22 protein-coding genes and 1 pseudogene are annotated in these 26150 nt (G+C 38.6%); 14 read left to right on the top strand and 9 right to left on the bottom strand.

Annotation, left to right across the window (positions count from 1 at the left end):
* The first annotated feature begins 90 nt into the window (after positions 1–90).
* The 3 genes from JOD14_RS06405 (at position 91) to lacC (ending at position 3524) form a co-directional block, all read left to right on the top strand.
* Positions 91–1452 (top strand): IS4 family transposase, encoded by a 1362-nt coding sequence (locus tag JOD14_RS06405; RefSeq protein ID WP_420827552.1) that lies wholly within the window; start codon positions 91–93, stop codon positions 1450–1452.
* A gap of 376 nt (positions 1453–1828) precedes the next feature.
* Positions 1829–2569, top strand: coding sequence for a GntR family transcriptional regulator (locus tag JOD14_RS06400; protein ID WP_204654012.1), 741 nt, complete (start codon positions 1829–1831; stop codon positions 2567–2569).
* Positions 2570–2585: 16 nt separating this feature from the next.
* On the top strand, positions 2586–3524 hold the full coding sequence (gene lacC / locus JOD14_RS06395) for a tagatose-6-phosphate kinase (RefSeq protein WP_204654011.1): 939 nt from the start codon (positions 2586–2588) through the stop codon (positions 3522–3524).
* Positions 3525–3691: 167 nt separating this feature from the next.
* Here lacC and JOD14_RS13620 read toward each other — a convergent pair whose 3' ends face one another.
* Both JOD14_RS13620 and JOD14_RS06385 read right to left on the bottom strand, forming a co-directional pair.
* Entirely contained in the window at positions 3692–3793 is a 102-nt protein-coding gene (locus JOD14_RS13620) for an IS3 family transposase (RefSeq protein ID WP_204654010.1), read from the bottom strand.
* On the bottom strand, positions 3786–4610 hold the full coding sequence (locus tag JOD14_RS06385; protein ID WP_204654009.1) for a helix-turn-helix domain-containing protein: 825 nt from the start codon (positions 4608–4610) through the stop codon (positions 3786–3788). The genes JOD14_RS13620 and JOD14_RS06385 overlap by 8 nt, the downstream gene beginning before the upstream one ends.
* Before the next feature lie 632 nt (positions 4611–5242).
* Between JOD14_RS06385 and JOD14_RS06380 the strand changes: the two genes are divergently transcribed.
* Positions 5243–6025 (top strand): sulfite exporter TauE/SafE family protein, encoded by a 783-nt coding sequence (locus tag JOD14_RS06380; protein WP_204654008.1) that lies wholly within the window; start codon positions 5243–5245, stop codon positions 6023–6025.
* Positions 6026–6066: 41 nt separating this feature from the next.
* Here JOD14_RS06380 and JOD14_RS06375 read toward each other — a convergent pair whose 3' ends face one another.
* Positions 6067–7209, bottom strand: a complete 1143-nt coding sequence (locus JOD14_RS06375) for a trans-sulfuration enzyme family protein (protein ID WP_204654007.1) — start codon at positions 7207–7209, stop codon at positions 6067–6069.
* Between the two features lie 366 nt (positions 7210–7575).
* On the opposite strand from JOD14_RS06375, the gene JOD14_RS06370 reads away from it, so the two are divergent.
* The 4 genes from JOD14_RS06370 (at position 7576) to JOD14_RS06355 (ending at position 13919) form a co-directional block, all read left to right on the top strand.
* A complete protein-coding gene (locus JOD14_RS06370) occupies positions 7576–7938 on the top strand; it encodes a Rid family detoxifying hydrolase (protein WP_204654006.1) in 363 nt (120 codons plus the stop codon).
* A 63-nt stretch (positions 7939–8001) separates the two neighbouring features.
* On the top strand, positions 8002–9336 hold the full coding sequence (locus JOD14_RS06365) for a CoA-disulfide reductase (RefSeq protein WP_204654005.1): 1335 nt from the start codon (positions 8002–8004) through the stop codon (positions 9334–9336).
* Positions 9337–9351: 15 nt separating this feature from the next.
* Positions 9352–10770 carry a cation:dicarboxylate symporter family transporter gene (locus tag JOD14_RS06360; RefSeq protein WP_204654004.1) on the top strand — a complete coding sequence of 473 codons (1419 nt, stop codon included), beginning with the start codon at positions 9352–9354 and terminating at the stop codon, positions 10768–10770.
* A 188-nt stretch (positions 10771–10958) separates the two neighbouring features.
* Complete coding sequence (locus JOD14_RS06355) at positions 10959–13919, top strand: right-handed parallel beta-helix repeat-containing protein (RefSeq protein WP_204654003.1); 2961 nt, start codon at positions 10959–10961, stop codon at positions 13917–13919.
* Between the two features lie 66 nt (positions 13920–13985).
* Here JOD14_RS06355 and JOD14_RS06350 read toward each other — a convergent pair whose 3' ends face one another.
* Positions 13986–14654: a helix-turn-helix transcriptional regulator gene (locus tag JOD14_RS06350; protein ID WP_204654002.1), complete on the bottom strand. Its 669-nt coding sequence runs from the start codon at positions 14652–14654 to the stop codon at positions 13986–13988.
* A 469-nt stretch (positions 14655–15123) separates the two neighbouring features.
* On the opposite strand from JOD14_RS06350, the gene JOD14_RS06345 reads away from it, so the two are divergent.
* The 4 genes from JOD14_RS06345 to JOD14_RS06330 are packed head-to-tail and all read left to right on the top strand — an operon-like array spanning position 15124 to position 18893.
* Complete coding sequence (locus JOD14_RS06345) at positions 15124–16347, top strand: sulfatase-like hydrolase/transferase (RefSeq protein WP_338031674.1); 1224 nt, start codon at positions 15124–15126, stop codon at positions 16345–16347.
* An 18-nt stretch (positions 16348–16365) separates the two neighbouring features.
* On the top strand, positions 16366–17331 hold the full coding sequence (locus JOD14_RS06340) for a D-2-hydroxyacid dehydrogenase (RefSeq protein ID WP_204654001.1): 966 nt from the start codon (positions 16366–16368) through the stop codon (positions 17329–17331).
* Positions 17332–17357: 26 nt separating this feature from the next.
* The gene (locus tag JOD14_RS06335) at positions 17358–18500 is read left to right on the top strand and encodes a glycerate kinase (protein ID WP_204654000.1); all 1143 of its coding nucleotides are present in this window, start codon (positions 17358–17360) and stop codon (positions 18498–18500) included.
* Between the two features lie 30 nt (positions 18501–18530).
* The gene (locus JOD14_RS06330; protein WP_204653999.1) at positions 18531–18893 is read left to right on the top strand and encodes a cupin domain-containing protein; all 363 of its coding nucleotides are present in this window, start codon (positions 18531–18533) and stop codon (positions 18891–18893) included.
* A 159-nt stretch (positions 18894–19052) separates the two neighbouring features.
* Here the strand turns inward: JOD14_RS06330 and JOD14_RS06325 are convergent.
* Positions 19053–20079, bottom strand: a pseudogene (locus JOD14_RS06325) (aldehyde dehydrogenase family protein).
* 197 nt (positions 20080–20276) lie between these two features.
* On the bottom strand, positions 20277–20444 hold the full coding sequence (locus JOD14_RS13195) for a hypothetical protein (protein WP_239576114.1): 168 nt from the start codon (positions 20442–20444) through the stop codon (positions 20277–20279).
* Between the two features lie 564 nt (positions 20445–21008).
* On the opposite strand from JOD14_RS13195, the gene JOD14_RS06320 reads away from it, so the two are divergent.
* Both JOD14_RS06320 and JOD14_RS06315 read left to right on the top strand, forming a co-directional pair.
* Positions 21009–21218 (top strand): heavy-metal-associated domain-containing protein, encoded by a 210-nt coding sequence (locus JOD14_RS06320; RefSeq protein ID WP_204653998.1) that lies wholly within the window; start codon positions 21009–21011, stop codon positions 21216–21218.
* A gap of 13 nt (positions 21219–21231) precedes the next feature.
* Positions 21232–23688, top strand: a complete 2457-nt coding sequence (locus JOD14_RS06315; protein ID WP_204653997.1) for a heavy metal translocating P-type ATPase — start codon at positions 21232–21234, stop codon at positions 23686–23688.
* A gap of 60 nt (positions 23689–23748) precedes the next feature.
* Here the strand turns inward: JOD14_RS06315 and JOD14_RS06310 are convergent, their stop codons facing one another.
* The 3 genes from JOD14_RS06310 to mnmL all read right to left on the bottom strand — a co-directional run bounded on the left by JOD14_RS06310 (position 23749) and on the right by mnmL (position 26142).
* Complete coding sequence (locus JOD14_RS06310; protein WP_204653996.1) at positions 23749–24528, bottom strand: endonuclease/exonuclease/phosphatase family protein; 780 nt, start codon at positions 24526–24528, stop codon at positions 23749–23751.
* A 72-nt stretch (positions 24529–24600) separates the two neighbouring features.
* Entirely contained in the window at positions 24601–25176 is a 576-nt protein-coding gene (mnmM, locus tag JOD14_RS06305; protein ID WP_204653995.1) for a tRNA 5-(aminomethyl)-2-thiouridylate-methyltransferase MnmM, read from the bottom strand.
* Positions 25177–26142: a tRNA modification radical SAM protein MnmL/YtqA gene (gene mnmL / locus JOD14_RS06300; RefSeq protein ID WP_204653994.1), complete on the bottom strand. Its 966-nt coding sequence runs from the start codon at positions 26140–26142 to the stop codon at positions 25177–25179.
* Between the last annotated feature and the right edge of the window lie 8 nt (positions 26143–26150).

The raw sequence follows: 26150 nt of genomic DNA, 5'->3' as shown, positions 1-26150 counted from the left end.
GTAAAATTGTCTTTGGTCATGTCGATACACTCCTATACTTTGGTTTAGTCGCTAATAAGTATAACGTATCGACATGACTTTTTTCTATTTATTTTTGTATGCACTTCATTTTACAACTTACCTAAAAATGAAATTTCATCATCAATTGATATTTTTTTTAAACGATTTAATTTATCAATGATTGCAAAGAAATCGAATGCACAAAAATCAAAAGGAGTGCCCTTTCTCGTTCTTTTTAGCTACCTTGTGACGACCATTTTTTCGAATCGTTCTGCTTTTCGTGATTTCCAACTCCACCATGATGATTTAAGCTTTTCAGATAAGACGTTTCGTAATCTACTAAATAATGGAAAAATCAACTGGCAACGCTTTTTGATTCTTTTGTCCAAAAGTGTCATCGGTTTTATCCGCCCTTTGACAAATGAGGACCGTAAAGAAGTGTTTATTGTAGATGACTCCATGTATGAGCGATTAAACGCGAAAAATGTCGAGCTTTGCGGTTGGCAATACGATCACGCCAACCATAAAAATAAGAAAGGCTTTCGTTTTCTTCAACTTGGCTGGAGTGACGGCAATACCTTTTTACCCGTTGCTTTTAGCCTGTTATCTTCAAGTAAGAAAGTCCGTGAAGCAGGGAAAGTTGATCATCGCACCCATTCTGGAAGAAGAAAAGCGCAGGCACAACGAAAAGGTACCGATGTCCTAGTTGAGCTTCTTCAAGCGGCTCTAAAAGAAGGAATAACAGCCAACTATGTCTTGTTTGATTCTTGGTTTTCAAGTCCAAAAATGTTTCATGCGCTACACAAGATGAAGCTTCATGCCGTATGTATGCTTAAACGCTCAAAGAAAGTTTATTATCGATACCATGGTGAGTGGGTTGATGTTAAAACCATTTTTCAAACAGAGAAAAAACGAAGAGGTCGTTCAAGATATCTGCTTTCTGTTTCTGTTGAGTCTGAAATGGATGGTCAAGTACTGCCAATTAAACTTGTGTACGTAAGAAACCGGAATAAGCGCAATGATTATCTCGTCCTAGCAACCACTGATATTTCTTTGAGTGAAGATGAAATCATTCAGTTATATGGGAAACGCTGGGCAATTGAGGTTTATTTTAAAATCTGTAAACAACACCTTCGTTTGTCCAAGTATCAAGGACTTTCTTATGACGGAATTTTTGCGCATACGATTACAGTCGCCGTTAGTTACCTTATTTTGGCTGTCCAACACCGTGAACAAACCGATGAACGAACGATGGGCGAGTTATTTTATTTGATGATTGAAGAATTATCAGATATCAGTTTTTCAGAAGCAATCAGCCAACTTCTCGAGCTTTTTAAAGAAGTATTTGCGAACGAAATGGTGCTTTCTGAAGAAACTTTAAATAACATCATGGACCAGTTTCTCCAAAAACTACCTCAAGCAACACAAAACCAGTTGAAGTTGGTTGCTTGAAACTAAATTATCGGGTTATTTTCTTGATATCATGGGATTCGTGTGCACTTTTTATGTTTCAAGTTTTAGTGAATTACACATTAAAATCCTTCAATATTGATAAAAGTTCATGATTTTCCATATTCTACCATTAAAAGCCATGCACTTATTATCTAAAATATTGAGGCCAAACATCGCTGTTTCAATTTTTGATTTAATCGGCAGACATTAAATAGGAGAAAATCTTATTTAATTGTATGGAAGTTTTTTTTTGAAAAGGCGAAAGATAAATAAATATGATGTAGGAAAACTTTGGCTAAGAATTGACAAAAGTCTGTTTCTATAGTAATCTAACGATGTGGTAGTAACCAGTTAAAAGAAGAAATGAGGTGGGTAAATGGAAAAAGGATTGAAAAAACAACCGCTTTATAATCAATTAGTTGATTTATTAAAAGAAAAAATTGAAATGGAAATGGAAGCAAACGACATGCTACCATCAGAAAGAGACTTGACTAATCGTTATGGACTTAGCCGGACAACGGTTCGTTTGGCATTACAAGAATTAGAAAAACAAGGTTACATTTATCGCCAACATGGGAAGGGGACGTTTGTTTCTGATTTAAGCAAACAGGCAACGAATTTATCAGGAACTTATAGCTTCACCGAGCAAATGATTTCGCTTGGAAAAGTACCAATCACAAAAATATTAGAATTCAAAGTAGTGGAGGCCAACAAGTATTTAGCCTCGCAATTGTCTGTTTCTCTAGGTGAAAGGTTATATAAATTAAAGCGTCTCCGTTCAGCAGATGGGCAGGCAATGATGGTCGAGCGTTCTTATTTACCAGTTAAAAAATTTATGACTTTGACACAAGAAATGCTCGAACAAAAACCATTGTATGATTTATTTTCACAGGATTTTGAACAAAAAATTCGAATTGCTAACGAGGAGTTTTTTGCAAGTATTGCCAAAGCCAAAGATGCCGCTCAACTTGAAATTCCAGAAGGCTCGCCCGTTTTAAATCTCGTGCGGACCACTTATAATACTGAAAATGAAATTATCGAGTTTACGCTAAGTGTGGCACGGGCCGATCAGTTCCGCTATAAAATTACACACGTGCGTCACCAAGAAAACACATAAAGGAGCCATTTTATTCATGATTATTACGGTAACAATGAATCCGTCAATTGATATTTCTTACCCGTTAGAAACGCTAAAGCTAGATACGGTAAACCGTGTCGTAAATACGAGCAAAACAGCTGGTGGGAAAGGTTTGAATGTCACACGAGTGGTTCATGAGCTTAGTGGACAAGTACTCGCTACGGGGTTATTAGGAGGTCACCATGGTGCGTTTATCCAAACGCAATTAGATCAAGAAGGCATTGCGCATGATTTTTCTGCGATTGCTGGCGAAACACGAAATTCAATTGCGATTTTACATGATAATGGGCATCAAACGGAAATCTTAGAAGCCGGTCCGAATGTAAGTGAAATTGAATTGGCGCAATTTGAAGAGAAGTTTGATTTGTTACTAAAACAAGCCAACTTGGTCACCTTATCAGGCAGCTTAGCAAAAGGCATCCCGACGACTTATTACAGTCATTTAATTGCTAAAGCGTATGAACAAGGCGTAAAAGTCTTACTTGATACTTCCGGTGCGAGTTTAAAAGCGAGCCTTGAAAGTCCGACCAAACCGTTCTTAATTAAACCCAACACAGAAGAGATTTTTGATTTAGTCGGCCAAACGCTTTCTTTAGAGGATTTACCCAATTTTAAAGCGGTTCTTAGCAGTGATTTGTTTGCTGGTGTCGAGTGGATCGTAGTCTCTTTAGGTTCAAAAGGTGCGTTTGTCAAACACCATAACCGTTTTTATCAAGTGACCATTCCTAAAATTGCCGTCGTAAATCCCGTTGGTTCCGGTGATTCAACGATTGCTGGTTTAGCTTATGCGATTGATCAAGGTAAAAATGACGAAGAAATCTTGCAATATGCGATGGTTTGCGGCATGTTAAACGCCCAAGAAGCAAAAACAGGTCACATTAATGTAGAAAACTTGCCGGCGTTAAAAGCACAAATTGTAGTTAAGGAAGTTTAATGAATCAATGGATCAACAACAGCACCTCACCGTTAATTGGTTTTGAGGTGCTGTTGTTTTTTAGCGCCCAACGGTACTTTTCGAATGCATTTTTTTAATAAAAAACTTAATGTTAAAGTAAGGTGATCCTCCCTGTCAAGGATAATTCAAAAAGAAACCAAAATCTATTATGTGGCGACTAGCTGGTATCGATAATCAATCGGTGCCAGTTTTTTCAAATTCCACTGTCTACGACCATTATTGTAATAATCTATAGAATCATTAACCATCACTTGTTTCAGCGATAAAAAACGAAGCTGAGGTGTACGGTGTGGCGGTCATGAATAGCTGGAGCCAAGTTGTTAATTCTTCTTGTGTGAAAAATGGTAAATAGTTCGCCAGTTGTTCGATTATTTTTATCGGTTCTTTTTTTAACAATTGTTGCCAAAAGTAGAGCCAACCTCGTTCGCTCAGTTGGTAGTTTGTTTGCTCTTCTTTTGCAAAAAGTTGAGCAAAAGGTAATTGATTGAAGGAGCAACCGACTGAAATTCGCTTTTCTTGAATCGATTCGATGCGTTGAATGAGTTCCTCTTTTGAATGGAAATCAAAAGGAGGATCGTTAATTAAATCAACAATAAGTGCTAAAAGCCGCAAATTAAATTCTGAACCAGATAAAATAGGTTTGTACTGGAAAGAAAGGTTTAATTGGAACGCGCTTAAGAACAATTTCAGCTTATTTATTCTTCGCTTAATAGTAGAACGACTGCAAAAAAAAGCTTGTCCTAACTCTTCAATTGAGCAGTAAGGAAAGTCTAATAAATAAGTCAGGATTTGAAAGGTTTCATTTTCTTGGTATAAAAACAAAATTAAAGAGATTGGTTGAGAAAAATATTCTGCTAAAAAACAATTTTTTTGTTGAATTATGACGGGAAAATAGCCAGCGTTTTGTTCATTGGTCAACCAAAGTGTTAAGTGACGTTCAATTGATCGTGTGTTTTTTTCAAGCTCGTGCGCAATTTGCTCAAAAGAAAAAGTGGGTTTCTTTTGAAATAAATATGCGAGCTGATAAATGACTTGTTCTGTCTCTTCTAGTAAATATGCAAACATCCTACTCACCTCGAACTGAAAATAACATGGCTAGTAGAAGATATCTTTTTTGAAAAAAGTGATGGAAGAGAGGGAAAAGCAACAAGGAACGTAAAATGACATAGAGGGGGGGAATTGCTCTTTGATTTTTCGTTTTTTTCAGCTAAAAAACGCCTACTTAAACGTTTTTCCTACTTTTTAAGCCGAAAGCCCGAGTGCATAGCCATCGTTCATGAAGAAAAAGTGTTGGAAAAGGCCGTGTTATCCGAGTGAATAACCCAACGAATGACCAAAATGACTTGGTTTTGCTACCAGATGCGCCAAAATGACTTGGAAGGGGGCGTTTTGACATTTCTTTGTGAATCGTCTGGTTCAAAACGCTTATAGAACAATGTTGTTGAAAAGTCAACTTCACAAACGATGGCTAAAAGCGCTTGTTTTCTTCGTTTTTCGCTGTTTTATGTCAAAACCAAATTTGCATTTGATTTCTTGACTTGTTATAATAAAGAGTTTTTTATTATTTATTAATTCGTTGGTTTTGTTTTAAAGGCGAATCTTATGAAGAAATGCAGTATAATAAGAATGGATAACACAAAGTTTCAAATCGCTAGTATGATTTGAATACGAAAATCGTAAAAGAGGAGGAGAGTACTTTGTATATCGGAATTCTTTACTTTTTCATCATTGTCATTGCCAACACGATCGGTGCGATTTCGGGGATGGGTGGGGGCGTTATAATTAAGCCGGTTTTCGACCTGATTGACGTTCATTCGGTGGCGGCGATTTCATTTTATGCAGCAGTGGCTGTTTTTGTCATGGCCCTTGTTTCGACGTATCGCCAAGTGAAAAATGGGATTCAAATTAATTGGTATTTAGCAGGTTGGGTTTCTTTAGGTGCCGTTTTAGGAGGCGTAGCGGGTAACAGCGTTCTGGATTGGCTTTTAAGTTTTTTTGCGAGTGAAGAACAGGCGAAGCTTATTCAAATTAGTTTGACCATTTTATCTTTGCTTTTTGCTTTCTTGTATACTCGTTATCAGTGGAAAAGTTTTTCAATGCATCAAGTGTACTGGTATATTTTATGTGGCTTAACGTTGGGTTTTTTAGCAAGTTTACTAGGAATTGGCGGTGGGCCGATTAACGTGTCTTTACTTGTTCTGATGTTTTCTTTTCCAATCAAGGAAGCAACGGTCTACTCAATTTGTACCATTTTCTTTTCACAATTGGCGAAGCTCGTGAGTATCGCTGTCACGACAGGATTTGCGAACTTTGATTTATCCATGCTTTTTTATATCATACCAGCAGCCATGATGGGTGGTTTTTTAGGTGCACATTTAAGTGGTGTGATTTCGACAGATAAAGTAACTATTGTTTTTCAAAGTGTGATTATCATAGTGATGTTAATTAATTTCTATAATGGCCTCATGCTTTTTTTATAAAAAAAGAAAAAACCGTTCGGATTTGAACGGTTTTTTTGGTTTTATCCATTATTTTCTAGCGCTTGTTCTAAATCAGCAATTAAATCTTCGACATCTTCAATGCCACAAGATAAGCGCACTAAAGTTGGTGTAACACCCGTTTTTAGACGTTCTTCTTCCGGCATGGCCGCATGTGACATTAACCATGGCAATGATAAAATCGATTCAACGCCGCCTAGACTAACCGCTACGATTGGTACTTGGCATTTTTTAAAGAATTGTTCGACTTGTTCTTGCGTTTCAAGTTCAAAAGAAAGAACCGCGCCGCCATTTTTGGCTTGTTTTTGGTGAATTTCATAACCAGGGTGTGTTGGTAAACCTGGGTAGTAAACTTGTTTCACTTGTTCTTTTGTTTGTAAAAATTCCGCGATTTTTTGGGCGTTCGTAATTGATTTTTCCATACGTAGTCCCATTGTTTTCACGCCGCGTAATAATAACCACGCTTCTTCCACTGCTAAAACGCCACCAAGTGCTTTTTGATGGATTTTTAATTGATTGTATAAAGTTTCATCATTCGTCGCAACAAGACCAGCAATGACATCGCTGTGACCATTAATGAATTTTGTACCAGAATGAATCACAATATCAATGCCTAAAGTCAATGTTTCTTGAATTAAAGGAGTCATAAAGGTATTATCACAGGCAGTTAAAATATTGTGTTTTTTTGCAACGTCTGTAACAGCCTTTAAATCAGTAATTGTGAGCAATGGGTTTGATGGTGATTCTAAATAAAACATTTTTGTGTTTGGTTTGATTGCCGCTTCCCAAGCGTTCACATCGGATTCGTCAACCCAAGTGACTTCAACGCCAAAACGAATTAAAAATTCATTGATACTCTGGAAAGTACCACCATAAATGTTTTTACCTAAAATTAAGTGGTCGCCTTTTGAAAGTAGAAATAACACCGCGTTAATTGCCGCCATACCAGAAGAAAAAGCGAGACCAAATTGAGCGTTCTCTAAGACTTTAATACATTCTTCGACTGCTGTGATCGTTGGGTTACCAAAACGAGTATAGTTATAGCCTTTGTGGTTAAAGACGTCTGTTTGATGGAATGTTGACGCCTGAAATTTAGGAATTGAAGAAGCACCGGTTTCGGGGCAAATGACAGGGTAGCCGTGTAAGAGTTTTGTATTGATATTCATGTAAATCCCTCCGAAGTAATAAAAATGCAAATAAATTATCAAATAAATAAAAAACTTTCACAATGAAAATAACATACATCGAAAGCGCTTGTCAAGAAAATGTGATAATATTTTATCATCTTTTAACACAACGTTTAAAATGTTAATTATTGAGCATACAAACGGTTGCAAAAACGATTATAGCTATGATTAGAATAAGATTACAATAAAACAAGATGTTCAATAAATTACAAAAAAAGGTTTGACAACGTTTTTATTACGTGGTAAATTTTTGTTGTAAAATATTATCTTAATAAAATTAATTTATCACACAGATAAAATTAATGAAAGATAATGAAAGAGAGAAAGAAGAAAGGAGCTTAATATATGGCAAAATTACCAACAGCAGTTGGTCCTTATGCGACGTATCGTCATGCAGGGGATTTCATTTTTGTATCGGGACAATTACCCGTGGATGGTGAAACAGGCAATTTCCCTTCAGATCAAATGACGGATCAAGCAAAACAAGTCATGGAGAATATCCAATTAGTCTTAACAGAATGCGAAGCAAATTTTGATCAAATCGTCAAAACAACTTGTTTTTTATCTGATATCCAAAACTTTGCGACGTTTAACGAGATTTATGGTCGTTACTTTGGAACAACTTTACCAGCGCGTTCAGCTTTTGAAGTCAGCAAATTGCCTAAAGGTGCTTTAGTCGAAGTAGAGTTTGTGATTTATAAGGGATAATTTTTCACAAAAAAATTGATAAAGAGTACAATAGAATTATCATTAGATAAAGGAGGATATCACGTGGAAATTGTCATTGTTGGAGGAATCGCAGCAGGAATGAGTGTGGCGGCCAAAGCGGTTCGTACAAATAAAGAAGCAGTGGTTACTGTTATTGAAAAAGAAAAATTTGTTTCTTTTGGTGCCTGTGGTTTACCATATTATTTAGGGAATCAATTTGATGACCAAAATGAAATGTTCGCTCGTACCCCTGAGCAAATGCGTAAAACAGGGATTAACATTTTGCTAGAACATGAAGTAACGGCGGTTGATTTTGCGACCAAAACAGTGACGATGACAGATTTAACTACTGGAGAAACCAAAAGTAAAGTCTATGATCGTTTAATGTTAGCAACTGGTGCGCAACCAATTGTACCCCCGATTCCAGGAATTGATGCAAGTAATGTTTATACGATTACCAAACCTGGACCGGTTGCCGAATTGAAAGCACGTTTACCAGAATTTCAAAATGTTGTCGTCATTGGTGGTGGCTTTATTGGCGTGGAAGTGGCTGATCAGTTAGCTATTCAAGGCAAAAAAGTTCATTTGATTGAAGCCGATACAGCAATTATGGGTGGCCCGTTTGACCCGGAATTCTCAGCGAAACTACAAACAGCGGTTGAAGCAGAAGGTGTGGTCATCCATTTAGAAGAACGCGCCCAAACGTTTGTGACAACCGATGGCGTTGTGACGAGTGTGAAGACGGATAAAGGGGAGTACCCAGCAGACGTTGTGATTGTAGCGGTTGGTTTTAGACCAAATACAGGCTTTTTAAAAGGTCAATTAGAAATGTTAGGTAATGGGGCAATTGTGATTGATGCTTATGGTCGTACTTCTGTGGAAGATGTTTTTGCAGCGGGCGATTGTGCAACCGTTCCACATCGTTTAGCAGGGAACGTTTATTTACCACTTGCAACGGTTGCCAACAAAATGGGTCGAATCATTGGTACGAATATTGCTGTTGCAAAAGAAGAAATGGAAGCTTTTGCTGGCGCGCTTGGTTCAAGTGCCATTAAAGCGGGCGAATATGAAGCAGCAAGTACAGGATTGACAGAAAAACAAGCCCAAAATTTAGGCTTAGATTATAAAACAACTTGTATCGAAACGAATAATCATTCAAATTATTACACGGTCCAAGAAAAAATTATGATCAAATTAGTTTATGATGCAAAGACACACGTGTTATACGGTGCACAATTATTCGGTAAAAACGAAACCGTCTTGCGTGCAACAGGGTTAACAACGGCCATTCATGCAGGAATGACCACAAAAGAGTTAGGATTTGTCGACTATGCTTATGCACCACCATTTGCTTCAACTTGGGAAGCAATTAACGTGGCCGCAAACACAGCCAAATAAAGGAGAAGAGTAAAGATGATTAATTCACCATTTTTTACCCAGTTTTTGAAAGTAAGTAATTTATTTACTTTAGCAGCCATTATTTTATTAGTTTTAGCTTTAGGCTTTATGAAAGTTTTAAAAGATAAAAGAACAAGTTTCTCAAAACGCATGATTATTGCTTTAGTTATTGGTCTTGGGTTAGGGATTGCACTGGATTTAGTTGGTAGTTCAAATCAAATCTTCATTGATCATGCGCGTACTGAAATCACTGTTTGGTACGGATTAATTGGAACAGGATTCTTAAAACTTGTACAATTATTAGCGATTCCGGTTGTCTTTTTATCAATCATTAAAGTAGTTGTGGATGTTCAAGGTGATCGAATTAAGAGTTTAACGGGTCGTACGTTTGTAACATTATTAGGTACGACTGCAATTTCATCAGTAATCGGTATTTTTGTTGTAAAATTATTTAATTTACAAGGTGTAAGTTTTGCTGCAGATTTAACGGCAGCTAAAGCAGACCGTATGACTCAAGTAGCAGCACAAAGTTTCCCAGAGTTTTTCTTAAACTTAATTCCAAGTAACATTATTCAAGTAATGGGTGACAACGGTAGTATCGTTTCAGTTGTAATTATCGCTGCAATGTTTGCCAGTGCGATTCGTTTCTTGAAAGTGAAAAAACCAGATCAAGTGGCTCCATTTGTAACGTTACTTGAATCATTAAAAGTAACGGTTAACTCAGTTTTAACAAACGTAATTAAATTAATGCCTTATGGGGTAGTTGCTTTAGTTTCAAATACAATCATTGCGAATGGTATTCAATCAATTTTAGGTATGTTAGGTTTTATTGCTGCTCTTTATACAGGCGTTATATTGATGATGTTAGTTTATGTTGTCATTTTAATCGGAGTAGGGGCAAACCCAGTTACTTTCTATAAAAAAGCTTTCACAACATTATTATTCGCGTTTTCTTCTCGTTCAAGTGTTGGGACATTACCATATACATTGAAAACATTAGAAGGTGAAATGGGTGTTTCTGGTGAGACAGCGAACTTTGTTGGAACACTAGGTACATCAATTGGAATGAACGGTTGTGCGGGTGTCTTCCCAGCAATGTTAGGTACTTTAATTGCCGGTGCTGTTGGAACAGAAATGAACTTCTCATTCTTTGTATTAGTAGTAGTGGTTGTTACAGTAGGCTCAATCGGAATTGCTGGTGTTCCAGGAACAGCAACGGTTGCAGCAACCGTAACATTAAACGGTTTAGGTTTCGGTCATACGATCTCTTCAATTGGTGCGATTTTTGGAATTGACCCAATTATTGATATGGGCCGTACCATGTTAAACGTTTGTGGTTCAATGGTATCAGCAATTGTTGTTGATAAATGGGATGGCACGTTTAACCGTGAAGCTTATAACGCACCAATGAAAGCTAGCTCAGACGAAGAATAAGAAAAACAATTGAAACAAGTCAAATTCGATGTTTTTGAATTTGACTTGTTTTTTTATTCTTGACTATTTTTCCGCCTATCGTATAATATAAGTTATGTGATGTGAGCGTTTTCAATTTAACGGCCGGCGAAATGTTAACGTGTGCATCAATAGGGGAGGAAAAAATAATATCTAGTGGAGGATTATGAATGAAAAAACAAGTTTCTGTTTTGATGGCAACACTGTTATTATCTCATCCAATTTTAGCGTTAGCAGATACGACAAGTACAACCAGTATGAGCGAAGAAGGTTCATTTTATGTCTCGACAGAGCAAGAACCAAATGAAACGAGTGCTTCTTTTGAGGAGCACGTACCATTTGTCGAAGGCTCCAAAGAAACAGCCGCAAGTTTGTTAACAGATACAACGGAAAGTGACGGGCAAAGTAGCGAGAGTCAAAAAATCCCAGTGATTCAAACAATTAATGAAGAAATAAAAGATTGGCAATTCGATCGCTTTGGAGAATCTGCTTCCGCCTCAAAAAATAGTATTACTTACAATCCGGATTCTACGGTAACAATTAGTAGTACGGGAAATGGTGGTAAAATTCAAACAAGTGGAAGTGACGGAATTTCGTACTATTATACCCAAGTTCCTAAAGAAAAGAACTTTGATTTACGCGCAACCATTCACGTTGATTCTTGGCAAATGACTAACGGACAAGAAGGTTTTGGTTTGATGGTTCGTGATAATGTGCCATCGTTAGGTAGTAGTGCGGGGAGTTCTGCTTTTACGAATTCCTTTTCTTTTTTAGGAACAAAATTTTCAACTGACGGTTATACGATGAAATTAGGATTAGGCACGCGTACGGTAACCGGTATCTTTAATAATAGCCCAGTTGCTGGAAGTGTTAAAATTGCAAATCATTCTTTTGAAAGTTATGCCAAAGACCATGAATTAGCTGGTACTACTTATAATGTGCTTGGCAATCGTTCAAATCCCAATGCAGAAGAAGACTTAGATCAAGTTGTACCTGGTTTTGAAATGTTGACGACTTTTGATATTCGGATGCAAAAAACGAACACAGGGTTTATTTGTACCTATTATGGACCGGAAGGACAAATTTTAGGGCAAGAAACAATGTATGATTGGGAAGACTTATTTATTCAAGAAGAAAATCATCTTTCTGTTGGATTTCTAGCGAGTCGAAATATGACAATTACCGTGAGTCAAATGACGATGACTTATTCAAATCCTGCGGAAGATGAAGCAGCTGACGAACGTCCAATTACGTTGATTACACCGGAACAAAAAATTACTTCTAGTCAAACAACTGGTACTTCAAGTTATGATTTTACTTTTACAGCCAATGCGGATGGTGTGGTCAGTGTAAGAAATACCGCAACGATGGCAACTTTGTTTGAAAACCAACCTGTTGTAGCAAATGAAGTATTTTCTTATCAATTAGCTTTAAATGAGGGAGAAAACCCACTGGAAGCAACGTTTGTGCCAAACCCAGATTTTATTCCTGGAGAATACCAAGCGATGGAAAACAGTGAAACACAAGTATTAAAACAAACGGTTCATTATAAAGAGCAAGTATTAAATACAATTTATGTTACTCCTACAGGGGCAGCAACCGGTGATGGGACATTGGCAAAACCACTTGATATTCAAACAGCTGTCAATTTTGCCGCACCAGGCCAAACAATTGTTTTACAAGGTGGTACATATGCGATGACGGCCCCAATTCAAATTCCAAGAAGTAGCCATGGGACCGCCGAAAAACCAATTACTCTTGTTGCAGAAAAAGCCAATCAACCTGCTATTTTTGATTTTGGTCAAAATAGTGCAGGGATTATTCATTGGGCAAATTATTGGAATGTCCGAAATATTCAAGTGACCAACACAAAAGATATGCAAAAAGGCATTCAAATTTCAGGTAGTTACAATACTTTTGAAGATATTGAGACTTATAGAAATGGGAATACGGGCTTACAGATTTCTGGTTTATCTACTGAATCTCCAAGTCTATGGCCAGCGCATAATCAAATCAAAAATAGTACTTCTTATTACAACGCGGACTTTGGATTTGAAGATGCCGATGGTTTTGCGGCCAAGTTAACAGTTGGCGAAGGCAATTTATTTGATGGTTGTATCGCTTATCATAATGCAGACGATGGCTGGGATCTATTTGCCAAAAACGAGACCGGTTCAATTGGAGCGGTGACAATTAAAAACTCCGTTGCGTATGGTAACGGCTTTATCCCAGGCGATCCGCTTGAACGCGAAGGGAATGGTAACGGCTTTAAAATGGGGGGTTCCTCTTTACCTGGAGGGCATATTTTAGAAAATAGTTTGGCTTTTAACAACTTAGCCAAAGGAATTGACTCCAATAGTGCTCCAGATATCAAAGTTTTTAGCAGTACTTCTTTTAATAATGGTTCTTATAATGTTGCTTTTTACACGAATTCCAACACGGCAACAGCCTTTTTAGCGCAAGGGATTCTATCTTTCCGTTCAAAAGGGGCGCCTTCCGTTAAAGAGCAATTAAACTTTATTACGCAAAGTGAAAGTGACGTCATCAATGATTCGAATTATTATTGGAACGTTGAAAAAGCGGGGACTTTTAACCAATCAGGCGTTCAAATTAAAGAAGACGCCTTCCAATCATTGAATACAGAAGAAGGCATCATTGGGCGTTATGAAAATGGTAGTATTAATGTAAATGGCTTAATGGCACTAACAAAAACAGCGAAAGAATCATTAAATAAAGCCAAAGACAGTCAACAGCCAATCCAAATCGGTGCCTTTTTTGATGGCAATACCTCAGTGGCTAGTGCGTATCCAGTATTCGAATTCGCAAAAGACGATGAGAAGCCCGAAGACGACGAAACACCGAAAGATTCAGAAAGTACAACCGAATCTAGTAGCTCAGAAGCTGCAACCAATACAGAAGATTCAACGAGCACCACGGATTCGAGCGTAACCAAAGATTCGACAGATACAAGTGATTCTAGTAAAACAGACGCAACCAGTGAAGCGACAAAAAAAGAGAATTTACCTAAAACAGGTGACCGCGTTAGCATACTTCCGATCCTTGTCGGGACGATTTTATTAGGAATGACTTTTATCGGAATGAGTTATCGTTGGGTGAAAAAGAGACGGTAAAAGAATAAACGAATAAAAAGAAAGAATCCTTTATTGTTAACAAACAATGAAGGATTCTTTTACTACTTAAGCTTTGGTTTCGACCATTTTAATATAACGATAAACGCTTGGTTCAGAAATATTCAAAATTTCTGAAACGCGAGCGACGGCACCTTTAATTTGAAAGACGCCTTTTTCATTTAAATTTCGAACAATTTCAACTTTTAATTCTTTACTTAAAAGAATTTTTTGGTCGAGTAATTCTGGTGAAACAATCGAATAAACGATCCCTTCAATTGAGTCATCTAAGATTTCAACTAAGTCAGGTGTCGCGGCTTCTTCAGTAAATTGCATCGTTGCTGGTGCGGTACTCGAAAGATTCGCTAAAGCTAAAATGTCTTGGGCGAGTTCTTCATAACGACTCGTGTCTTGGTTAATACAAAGCATCCCTTCTAGGCGGCCATTGTTCCCTTTAATAAAAAAGGTCGAGCCTTTTAAGCTTTTTCCATTAATCGTTTGTGCTTTGTAGTTTAAAACGTAATCTTGGGTCAAGTGTTTTTTTGATTGAATTAGTTCTAAAGCGAAACCAGTAATCGGTGAGTTCAAACTGCGTCCACTAACATGGCTGTTTTCGATTGCTGCAATATGGAAATTACCAGAATCTAAAACGTGTAAGATTACTTCATATTGGGTTCCAAGTGTTTTTCCTAAAAATTTGGCTAAGGCAGTGTAAAATTTTAAATTCTCTTGGTTCATAAATGCCTCCTAATAATTTTTTATCATGATAAAAGAATACCATATTATTGATTTTTTTTCATTAGAAAAAAGAAATCACAAGACATTTTTTAGAAATAAGCCTTTAAATAAAACCTATTAGCAAGAATTCAAGAACGATTTTTATTATGGATTGAGAAACTACTTCTTTGTGATGTCTATCGACTGACTCTCCCTGAAAAATAGCGGTAGAACACGGAAAATCGTGCACGTAGGAAACTTTTAATGTATCACCCACAAATTTACACGCAACTTGCTTTTGCAGATTTTGATCAACCTGTTTGTTTAAAAAGAAACCCTGAAAAGTGTTGGATTAAAAAAGCGGTTCGTATTCCTTGGATAAGGGGATAGGAATGAAACAAAAAATTTGCATGATGAATAGCAGTATTTTCCATTGTTCGGTTAGAAAGGAGATGCTAGATTTAAAAGGTGAGAAAGGAAGCGAGTAAAGGTGAAAAAACCCAATATTGTTTTAATGGTAGTCGACCAAATGCGTTTTGATGCACTTGGAGCCAATGGCAATCCGGTTATCTCAACACCTAATTTAGATATGATGGCGCAACAAGGCTACAATTTCAAACAAGCTTATACGGCCGTTCCAACTTGTATTCCATCAAGAGCAGCTCTATTAACGGGGCTCAGCCAAACAAATCATGGGCGGGTTGGTTATCAAGATGGCGTGCCGTGGCAATATGAAACGACTTTAGGGAAAGAGTTTACCAAGCGTGGTTATCAAACGCAAGTCGTCGGTAAAATGCATGTTTATCCAGAAAGAAATCGTTTAGGCTTTGATGCTGTTGAGCTACACGATGGGTATTTACATGCTTCAAGAAACCAACGAGGAATTTATCAAAGTCAATTTGTGGCGAGCGATGACTATTTGCGTTGGTTAAAAGAACAAAAAGGCTATACAGCAGATTTAATTGATGATGGGCTAGATTGCAATTCTTGGGTTGCTCGTCCGTGGATGTATGAAGAGTATTTACATCTCACGAATTGGGTGACAACAAAATCAATTGAATTTTTAGAACGTCGCGATCCAACGGCCCCTTTTTTCTTAAAAATGTCTTATGTGCGTCCACATTCCCCGTTAAACCCACCACCGTATTATTTTAAAATGTACGAAGATTTAAGTGCAGAGTTTGATGAAATCGCTATCGGAACGTGGGCTAAAGATTTGAGACAAGCAGCGAGCGACTCAACCATTGCTTTAAAAGGACGCTTGAAAAAACGTGAACTGGATCGAATGCGAGCCGCTTACTATGGGTTAATTACGCAAATCGATCATCAAATTGGGCGATTTTTAATGGCGTTAACCGAGCATCGTTTGGATTACGAACCGATAGTTGTTTTTTTATCAGATCATGGGGACCAATTAGGTGATCATCATCTTTTCCGCAAAGCTTATCCTTTACTTGCTCAGTCTGGTTTACGGGTAAGGTATGGCGCGCAACCGCGTCTCCTTGGCCCGGGTTTAAATCCAAACGATTTAAACGAAGAAGGACGTTTAGCTGCTGAAAAAACGTTAATAGAAGCCGTGGATGAAGCGGAATATTTAGGTGCAAAAGGGATTGCCTTTTTAGCCGGTAAATGGGAAGAAGCAACAAAAGAAGAAGCTTATGCTCAATTGTTAAAAACAACCATTAACCGTGCTTGGGCACTATTAGAAGATTAAAGGAAGGGGCATTCATCAATGAAAATCGTTGTTTTAGATGGTTATACAGAAAACCCAGGAGATTTATCTTGGGAAGGGTTTGAAAAATTAGGTGATTTAACGGTTTACGATCGCAGTAAATTATCTGAAAGTGAGCTGATTGAACGAATTGGCGAGGCGGAGTTAATTTTAACGAATAAAACACCACTAACCAAAACGGTGATCGATGCCGCTCCTGCTTTAAAATACATTGGTGTTTTGGCAACAGGCTATAACGTTGTTGATACACAAGCAGCCAAAGACAAAGGGATTGTTGTAACGAATATTCCAACTTATGGCACGGATGCCGTTGCCCAATTTACAATTGCTTTGTTATTAGAGCTTTGTCATCATGTCGGTGACCACTCAGCAAGTGTCAAAAAAGGCGAATGGACCAATAATGCTGACTGGTGTTACTGGTTGCACCCATTAGTCGAGTTGTCGAGTAAAACGATGGGAATCATTGGTTTTGGTCGTATCGGTCGACGTGTTGGCGAAATCGCTCAAGCATTAGGGATGAACTTGGTCGCAGTTAATCATAGTCATGTGCCTGGTGACACAGAAGATGGCGTAAAATTTGTTTCATTAGATGAATTGTTTGCGGCATCAGACGTGATTGCGTTGCATTGTCCACTGTTTCCAGAAACAGAAGGCATGATCAATCAAGAAAACATCGCTAAAATGAAAGATGGCGTGATGATTGTGAATACTTCACGTGGGCAATTAATTAACGAAGCCGATTTGGCACAAGCTTTAAATGATGGAAAAGTAGCTGGTGCAGCCGTTGACGTCGTATCGACAGAGCCAATCACTGCAGATAACCCATTATTGCAAGCGAAAAATATGATTATCACACCACACATTGCTTGGGCATCAAAAGAAGCACGCAGCCGTTTAATGGCTATTGCCGTTGACAATGCGACGGCGTTTATTGCGGGTAAGCCAATCAACGTGGTGAATGCATAAGAAATCTAGACAAAGGGGGAAAAATCGTGAAAGTCGTTGTTGTAATGGATTCCTTTAAAGGCAGTGTGACCTCGATGGAAGCAGGCGAGGCAGCTAAAAAAGGCATTGAAAAAGCTTATGAAAAGTCAAAAGCACCAAGCGTTAAAGTGTTATCGATTGCAGATGGAGGAGAAGGAACCATTGAAGCGATTTTTTACAAAACTCCTGAAAAAATCCAAAAAAGTCAGGTGCATGGGCCTTTATTTGGCGAAAAAGTTTGGGCGAAATATGGTCAACTTGATGAAAAAGTAGTGTTAGAAGTTGCAGAAACTTCGGGGATTCTCTTAGTCGAAAAAGAACAACTAAATCCGTGGGAAGCGACAACGTATGGTTTAGGTGAACAAATTGCACAAAGAATCAAGGCGGGGGCACGCGATTTTCTTATTGGTTTAGGTGGCAGTGCAACAAACGATGCCGGCATGGGAATGCTTTATGCTTTGGGGGTACGCTTTTTAGATAGTAATCAGCAATCGTTAGGTTATCAATTAAAAGACATGGCCTCCTTAGCGCAAATCGATGTAAGTCAAATCTTACCAGAGTTAGCTAGTTGTAAGTTTAAATTAGCGAGCGACGTGACCAATCCTTTGCTTGGGGAGCAAGGGGCGACTTATATTTTTGGTAAGCAAAAAGGGGTAAAATTGAGTGAAATGGCAGAAATCGATCAATTGCTACAAAATTTTAGCAAATTAACGAAAGAGGTCACCCACACCGATTACGTAAATTATCCCGGAGCGGGAGCAGCTGGAGGAATTGCTTTCTCGTTTTTAAGTTATTTGAATGCAGCACTTGTTTCAGGTTTTGACGAAGTTGCTGGATTGATTCATTTAGAAGAAGAAATTGCGAAAAGTGACTTGGTGATTACAGGTGAAGGGCTACTAGACGCGCAATCGTTAATGGGCAAAGTACCGATTGCGGTCGCTAAAATGGCGCAAGTCTATCAAAAACCTGTGATTGCGCTCGCAGGTGGCACGTCAAAAGATGCGTATAAATGTAATGAAATGGGAATTCAAGCCTTTTTCCCAACCATTCGACGCATTGCTTCAGAAACAGAAACTTTACAAACAGCAACGACACTTGCAGCGATTCAAGAAGCTGCAGAACAACTCTTTCGATTCGCTCAACTATTTTAAGATTCAGATTTTGAAAGGATGGTTTGACCAATGGGGGATACAACAATGAAGCAACGTTTATTTAAGATTAAAGATGTGAGCAACTTTAGTGATAAAGCGGGCAAAAAAACCATCTTTTACGAAACTGAAAAAATAGCCGGCGCATTATGGTGTTTAAAACCAGGGCAAAGTGTTTTTACACATGCGCATATGACTTCTGATGACTTATGGATTGTTATAAATGGAACCGGGACATTCTTCCCAGAACCAGGCAAAGAAGTCACAATTACACAAGGGGATATGATTATTTCTTACCCAGGCGAGCAACATGGGATGAAAAACACGGGAGATGAAGATTTTATCTTTGTAGGCGTGGCCGGCCCAATTCCAATGGATTTAATTTGTTACGATTAATGATCAAGCAATCATCATAAAGAAGAGCGAAAACGGTAAAACCCGTTTTCGCTCTTCTTTATCGTTAAGTAACTATTGAATAACGAACAAACAGTATGATAGAAGTTGCACTTGCTTATTTCTTGTAGAAGGCTCTTTTGGCACTCACTGTCTGCTGTTTTATTTCATAAACCGTTTGACTAAATTAAATTTTTTAACTGTATAAGGCGCATAAAGCATGGTAAGTGGCAACCATCGATTTTTTTTCACAATCGCTTTTTGATGGGAAAAAGTAGTGAAACTATATCGACCATGGTAATGACCCATGCCGGATTCACCCACACCACCAAAAGGCAAATGCGGGTTGGATAGGTGAAGAAGTGTATCGTTAATGACGCCACCGCCAAATGATAGTTGTTGCAAGACGGTTTGTTCAATTTTTTTATCGTTGGTAAATAGATACAAGGCGAGTGGTTTTTCACGGGCGCGAATGGGGGTGATCACTTGGTTAGGGAATTGATCCGCTTGATAAGTCAAAATAGGCAAAATCGGTCCAAATAGTTCTTCTTGCAAGTGCATCTTCCCAATCCATATTAGTTACAATCGTTGGAGCAATGTATCGTTGCTCAACGGCTACTTGACCGCCTAAGACAATGGCTCCTTGCGTTTGTTTGAGTAAAGTTGCTAAGCGCTCGGTGTGTCGAATCGTTGCTAGACGGCCATAATCGGGGCTTTCTTGTGGTTGTTCGCCATAAAAGGCCACTACCGCTTGTTTGAGCTCCTCTTTAAAGGTGGTAACCACTTGCTCATCCACTAAGAGATAATCAGGTGCGACACAGGTTTGGCCTGTATTTAAAAATTTCCCCCATGCAATTTTAGTAGCCGCTTCTTTGAGGTTGGTATTTGCCGTCACAATTGCGGGACTCTTTCCACCTAGTTCTAAAGTAACAGGGGTTAAAAATTGGCTAGCCGCGGCCATGACCAACTTGCCGACTCGAGGACTCCCCGTAAAAAAGAGATGATCGAAACGTTGAGCGAGTAAGGCAGTTGTTTCATCAATTCCTCCAGTAACCACCGCCACGTATTCTTCAGGGAAAATCTGAGTGAGCATCTTTTCAATTACTTTTGTAACGTGCGGGGTCAATTCAGAAGGTTTTATCACAGCTGTGTTCCCAGCAGCTAAAGCTCCAATTAATGGTTCAATCACTAATTGGAACGGGTAATTAAAGGACCGATAATCAAGACGGTTCCATAAGGTTCAAAGAGTGAGTAACTCGTTGAACCAAATAAAAAAAGTGGATTTCTAGCTTTTTTTGGTTTCATCCAGCGATGTAATTTCTTTTTCACTTCTTGAATACTTTGGAGAACAATGCCAATTTCCGTCGCATAGACTTCAAAAGCTGATTATTGTAAATCTTGCCAAAAAGCATTCGTGAGCTCCTCTTCGTAAAAGCGGATTGCTTGTTCCAATTTGGTGAGTTGAGAAAGTCGGTAGTTTAAATCACGGGTTGTATCTGTTTGAAAAAAAGTACGCTGTTTTTTAATAATATTCGGTAGAGTTATCATAGTCATCCTCATTTCTTTTAATTATCAGTGGAGCGAATGATTGGATTGGATTGTTTAAAGGACAATAAAATCGAGTAGAATAGGCGACCCAAAGCAATCAGTGGGTTGTTTTTCTCGTATAAATTTTTACTTCTGTTGATAAAAAGCAAAAAAACGTTTAGTTAAAATAAGCAACTATAAGGTCACTGCAAATAGCAAGAGCGCTATAAAAAATGACTAGTCGGTAGCGTCAGTTGCGAGAATCATTTTCCTTTATTCTACTAGTAAAAAAGAAGAAAGCCCACCTGATTCTTGAAAATAAGAAAAAATCTCTCGGACAATTTTAAAGCTAAAAATAAACGCCTATACCTCGTTAAGTAAATGCTTTATAATCTTCTATCATACATAGAATCAGAAAAAACAAGAGATATTTAGACTTGGCCGATGACGAGATTACCCTATTTGGCATTTATTCAGTAGACATTATACAGCTTAAAAAAATCAGATAAATTGACAAGTCTTAAAAAGAAGCTTATAGTATGAATAACAAAACGTTTACGTATGTAAATTTAAAAATTGGAGGAAATTAAAATGGAACAAATCTATTTTGTTGAAAATATGAAGTGTCAAGGATGCGTTAGTAATATTCGTCAGGCAGTGACAGAATTAGTAGGGGTAGAATCTTTTTCAGCTGATTTGCCTGAAAAACTAGTCACCGTAACTTTTGATGAGAAGCGGATTGATGAACAGCAAGTATTAACTGCGATCCAATCAGCAGGTTATCAAGCACAGTTGAAGTAAGGGAGGGACAAGAATGAAAAAAGAAACCTTTGCTGTTGAGGGCATGAGCTGTTCTTCTTGCGCTCAAACAGTTGAAAAAACGGTGCAAAAATTACAAGGTGTAAAAGAAGCCACCGTAAATTTAGCGACAGAAAAATTAACTGTTCAATACAATGAAAAACAACTAGATGAAGCCGCGATTCGCGAAGCAGTTGAAAAATCAGGGTATACGATTGCGACGCCTCAAGTCCAAACAACTTTTGCAATTGAAGGGATGAGCTGTTCTTCTTGTGCACAGACCGTCGAAAAAACGACGCAAAATTTAGCAGGAGTGGAGTCAGCGGTTGTAAACTTGGCAACTGAAAAAATGACCGTTGTCTACCAGTCAAGTCAAATCACCCCGCAAGCCATTATTGACGCGGTAGAAGCGGCTGGTTATGAAGCGAAAGTTTTTGAGACTAGTCAAAAGGCAGCAAATGATACAGCAGAAAAAAAAGCGGAGCATTTAAAAGACATGTGGCATCGCTTTATTGGTTCAGCCATTTTTACGGTTCCGCTATTATACTTAGCGATGGGCGATATGATTGGTTTGCCAATTCCAGCTTTTATAAATCCAATGGAACAAAGCGTGATCTTTGCGACGACGCAACTGATTTTAACGTTACCGGTACTTTATTTTGGCCGTAGTTTCTATTTAAATGGCTTTAAAACGCTCTTTAAAGGCCATCCGAATATGGATTCCTTAGTTGCTTTGGGAACAAGTGCTGCTTTTGTCTATAGTTTGTATCAAACCGTGTTAGTCTATCAAGGCGATGCACATGCGGCGATGGGACTGTATTATGAATCAGCAGCCGTGATCTTAACTTTGATTACTTTAGGAAAATACTTTGAAGCTGTTTCAAAAGGAAAAACGTCTGAAGCAATAAAAAAATTAATGGATTTAGCACCAAAAACAGCACGGGTTATTCGGCTTGGCGTTGAGGTCGAATTACCAATTGAACAAGTCAAAACAGGTGATATCATTGTTTTACGACCAGGAGAAAAAATACCAGTTGATGGCATCATTGTCGAAGGGCATTCAGCCGTCGATGAATCGATGTTAACTGGGGAAAGTTTGCCGGTTGAAAAACAAGTCGATGATTTAGTTGTTGGTGCAAGTATTAATAAAACAGGTTCATTCAAAATGAAAGCAACGAAAGTCGGTGAAGATACGACGCTGGCTCAAATTATTCAACTGGTTGAAGAAGCGCAAGGATCAAAAGCGCCAATTGCTCAACTGGCAGATAAGGTTTCCGGCGTTTTCGTCCCAATTGTGATTGGACTGGCACTATTATCGGGCTTGGCTTGGTTCTTTTTAGGACAAGAGTCATGGGTCTTTGCTTTAACGATTACGATTTCGGTTTTAGTGATTGCTTGTCCGTGTGCGCTTGGGTTAGCAACACCAACTGCAATTATGGTTGGAACGGGGAAGGGTGCTGAAAATGGCGTTTTAATTAAGAGTGGTGACGCGCTAGAAACGACGCATAAAGTTCAAACGATTGTCTTTGATAAAACCGGCACCATCACCGAAGGCAAGCCAGTCGTAACCGATATTCTGGCTTATGCAGGTAAGAGTCATCAAGAGGTCTTGGCTTTGGCGGCAGCGGCAGAGGAAGGTTCCGAACACCCCCTTGCACAAGCGATTTTAGAAGAAGCAAAAAAAGAAAAATTAGCTTTGCCAACGGCCGTTAATTTTGCGGCAATCCCAGGTCATGGCATTCAAGTGACGATTGCAAACGAATTATTATTTTTTGGGAATCAAAAATTAATGACCGAGCAAAATATTGAGATATCCACTGAAGTTGCACAGGCGCAAAAACTAGCCAGTGAAGGGAAAACACCGATGTATCTGGCATACCAAGGTCAATTGATTGGTTTGATTGCGGTTGCTGATACGGTGAAAGCAAGTAGCCAAAAAGCCATTGAACGTTTGCATCAAATGGGCTTAGAGGTCGCAATGATTACCGGTGACAATCATCAAACAGCCCAAGCGATTGCCAAGCAAGTTGGGATTGATCGTGTATTAAGTGAGGTATTACCTGAAGATAAAGCGAAAGAAGTCCAAAAATTACAACAAGAAGGAAAAAAAGTTGCCATGGTTGGCGATGGGATTAACGATGCGCCTGCCTTAGCTCAAGCCGATGTCGGGATTGCGATTGGTACCGGGACGGACGTCGCGATTGAATCAGCGGATATTGTCTTAATGCGCGGCGATTTAAATGACGTCCCAACGGCGATTGAATTAAGTCGCGCAACGATTAAAAATATTCGTGAAAATCTTTTTTGGGCGTTTGCCTATAATGTCTTAGGAATTCCTGTGGCGATGGGCGTACTCCATGTATTTGGTGGCCCACTTTTAAACCCAATGATTGCTGGCGCGGCGATGAGTTTTAGTTCGATTTCGGTTGTCTTAAATGCGCTACGCCTGAAACGCTTTAAAGTAAAACATTAAAATAAAATCAACCATTTGACCCCTTCGTGACAAGTTGTTTGCTTCACGAAGGGGTCATTTTTAAGGCAGTTCAACGAGTGCTTCGACAGGGAAATGGTCAGAAGGGAATTTGTTTTCCCAAGTATTCGTTAAGATTCCGACCTTTTTCACTTGAATGTCTTTTGAGACAAAAATAAAATCAATTTCTTCCATTTTTTCCCAACGCATGGAGGTATCAAAGGCTTGGTAAGTTCCTTTTGGCCCATAAACGAAAGCACCATCGGCAAAACGGCTATCTTTTAAGTGGTCAGTTAAGAGTTGATAAGCTTTTTCACTAGGGTTTGCGTTAAAATCACCGACTAAAAAAAGTGGATAGTCTTTAAAAGCCGTTAGTCCTTCTTCAATGATGACTTTGGCTCCAAGTTCTCGTGCTTTTTCCGAAACATGGTCTAAGTGTGTGTTGGCAAAGACAAAGCTTTTTCCACTTTCTTTTTCTTTAAACAAGCCACATACACAAATGCGATGGCAACCGGCTTCTGGGTGAATACTAGGGACATCTGGCGTTTGTGAAAGCCAAAAAAATTTCTGGTCAATTTGTTCAAAGCGTTCTTTTTTATAGAAAATGCCGTTGTATTCGCCGCTGTTTTTGCCGTCTTCACGAGCAGTTCCGACAAAGGCATATTCGTTCAGTGTTTCAAAATCCGTTAATTGATGCGGTAAAACTTCTTGGACACCAAATAAATCCCAATCGAAATAGCGAATGATTTCAAAGACATGTGGACGACGAGCTGCCCAAGTCCAAGGTGCATCTTCGTAAGCATCCATTCGGATATTATAAGTGGCCACTTTTAATTGTGTCATGATTTTGTAATCCCTTTCTTTTTTACTATTGCTATTTTGCCTGAAAAAAAACCGAGAAGCAAGGGAAAATCCTTAGTTTCTCGGTTTTTTCTTTTCAATACAAAATAAAATGGGTGGTTGGTTTTTTTGATTAATAAATTGGTAATTTAAAACATTGTATTTCTCTTGCGGTAAAGCTTCACAATATTGACGGACCGTCTGTAGCTCGCGCTCGCCGCCTTCATGGCCATAGTAAGCAACGATGACAATTCGTCCTTTTGGTACAAGACGTAGCAATAATTCATCGAGTGCTTTTTTTGTTGTTTCAGGTAAAGTAATGACGGTTTTATCACTTTTTGGTAAATAACCCAGGTTGAAAATAGCGGCTTTAATCGGAGTTTCAAGCGGTATGTAGTAAGGTAAATTTTCGTGACCATCATAAATGAGTTGCACCGATTGTTCCCAAGGTGTTTCATATAAACGTTTTTTTGTATTTTCGACAGCAGTGATTTGAACGTCAAAAGCATAGACGAGGCCGGTGGTTCCAACAAGCTCGGCTAAGAGTAAGGTGTCGTGGCCATTCCCCATGGTTGCATCCACAGCGATATCACCAGTTTGTAAGACTTCTTTTAAAAGTTGGCGACTATAATGAAGTGCCGTTGGTAACATTTATTTCCCCTCACTTTTACGAACGTTATATTTTCCTTGGAACGAGTCGCGCTGTTTTAATTCTTGATCAATCGCGTTTAAGACTTCCCATTTTTGTAAACTCCACATTGGGCCGACGAGAGCGTCACGAGGAGCGTCGCCTGTTAAGCGATGAATAATTACCTCTGCAGGAATCATTTCTAGTTGGTTACAAACGACTTGCGTATAGTCATCTTGGCTCATTAATTGTAAACGTCCTTCATGATAATCACGCAGCATTCGTGTATTACGCATTAAGTGAAGTAAATGCAGTTTGATTCCTTGAATATCGGAATCTAGGATGGTCCGACGAACGTTTTCTTCCATCATCGCGGTGGTTTCACCTGGTAAGCCGTTAATTAAATGGGTGCAAACACGAATGTTGTGTTTGCGTAATTTTGCTACCCCATCAAGGTACACTTGGTAATCATGGGCTCGATTGATTAGACGACTAGTACTTTCAAAAGTGGTTTGTAGGCCAAGTTCGACCCATAAATACAAACGTTCGTTTAATTCTGCTAAATATTCGACGACGTCATCTGGCAAGCAGTCTGGCCGAGTTCCAATTGATAGGCCAACCACGCCAGGCAAGTGAACGACTTGTTCGAAACGCGCTTTAATAACAGATAATGGGGCATGGGTGTTGGTAAAATTTTGAAAATAAACAATATACTGTGTGACATCTGGCCATTTTTTGTGCATCATTTGAATTTCTTTTTGAAACTGTAAGGGAATGGGGTCTTCAGGTGCGACAATCATATCGCCTGATCCTGAAACGCTACAAAAAGTACAGCCACCATGGGCGACCGTGCCATCACGGTTTGGGCAGTCAAAGCCGCCATCAATCGGCACTTTAAAGATTTTTTGACCAAATTCTTGTCTCAAAGCGTAATTCCAAGAGTGGTAGCGTTTATTTGGGTCTTGTGTGTATGGAAAAATGACAGTCATATTTAACT

This window comes from Enterococcus lemanii, from assembly GCF_016909125.1.
In the GTDB taxonomy this organism is placed as follows: Bacteria; Bacillota; Bacilli; order Lactobacillales; family Enterococcaceae; genus Enterococcus_I; species Enterococcus_I lemanii.
Note: the sequence above shows the minus strand (reverse complement) of the source record. Positions and strands in the feature narration are given on the sequence as shown.

Bases quoted from the DNA above. Each gene is read 5' to 3' on its own strand.
- JOD14_RS06400 (WP_204654012.1), top strand. From the start codon at position 1,829: ATGGAAAAAGGATTGAAAAAACAACCGCTTTATAATCAATTAGTTGAT.
- lacC (WP_204654011.1), top strand. From the start codon at position 2,586: ATGATTATTACGGTAACAATGAATCCGTCAATTGATATTTCTTACCCG.
- JOD14_RS13620 (WP_204654010.1), bottom strand. From the start codon at position 3,793: ATGGTTAATGATTCTATAGATTATTACAATAATGGTCGTAGACAGTGG.
- JOD14_RS06385 (WP_204654009.1), bottom strand. From the start codon at position 4,610: ATGTTTGCATATTTACTAGAAGAGACAGAACAAGTCATTTATCAGCTC.
- JOD14_RS06375 (WP_204654007.1), bottom strand. From the start codon at position 7,209: ATGAATATCAATACAAAACTCTTACACGGCTACCCTGTCATTTGCCCC.
- JOD14_RS06370 (WP_204654006.1), top strand. From the start codon at position 7,576: ATGGCAAAATTACCAACAGCAGTTGGTCCTTATGCGACGTATCGTCAT.
- JOD14_RS06360 (WP_204654004.1), top strand. From the start codon at position 9,352: ATGATTAATTCACCATTTTTTACCCAGTTTTTGAAAGTAAGTAATTTA.
- JOD14_RS06355 (WP_204654003.1), top strand. From the start codon at position 10,959: ATGAAAAAACAAGTTTCTGTTTTGATGGCAACACTGTTATTATCTCAT.
- JOD14_RS06350 (WP_204654002.1), bottom strand. From the start codon at position 14,654: ATGAACCAAGAGAATTTAAAATTTTACACTGCCTTAGCCAAATTTTTA.
- JOD14_RS06340 (WP_204654001.1), top strand. From the start codon at position 16,366: ATGAAAATCGTTGTTTTAGATGGTTATACAGAAAACCCAGGAGATTTA.
- JOD14_RS06330 (WP_204653999.1), top strand. From the start codon at position 18,531: ATGGGGGATACAACAATGAAGCAACGTTTATTTAAGATTAAAGATGTG.
- JOD14_RS13195 (WP_239576114.1), bottom strand. From the start codon at position 20,444: ATGACTATGATAACTCTACCGAATATTATTAAAAAACAGCGTACTTTT.
- JOD14_RS06320 (WP_204653998.1), top strand. From the start codon at position 21,009: ATGGAACAAATCTATTTTGTTGAAAATATGAAGTGTCAAGGATGCGTT.
- JOD14_RS06315 (WP_204653997.1), top strand. From the start codon at position 21,232: ATGAAAAAAGAAACCTTTGCTGTTGAGGGCATGAGCTGTTCTTCTTGC.
- JOD14_RS06310 (WP_204653996.1), bottom strand. From the start codon at position 24,528: ATGACACAATTAAAAGTGGCCACTTATAATATCCGAATGGATGCTTAC.
- mnmM (WP_204653995.1), bottom strand. From the start codon at position 25,176: ATGTTACCAACGGCACTTCATTATAGTCGCCAACTTTTAAAAGAAGTC.
- mnmL (WP_204653994.1), bottom strand. From the start codon at position 26,142: ATGACTGTCATTTTTCCATACACACAAGACCCAAATAAACGCTACCAC.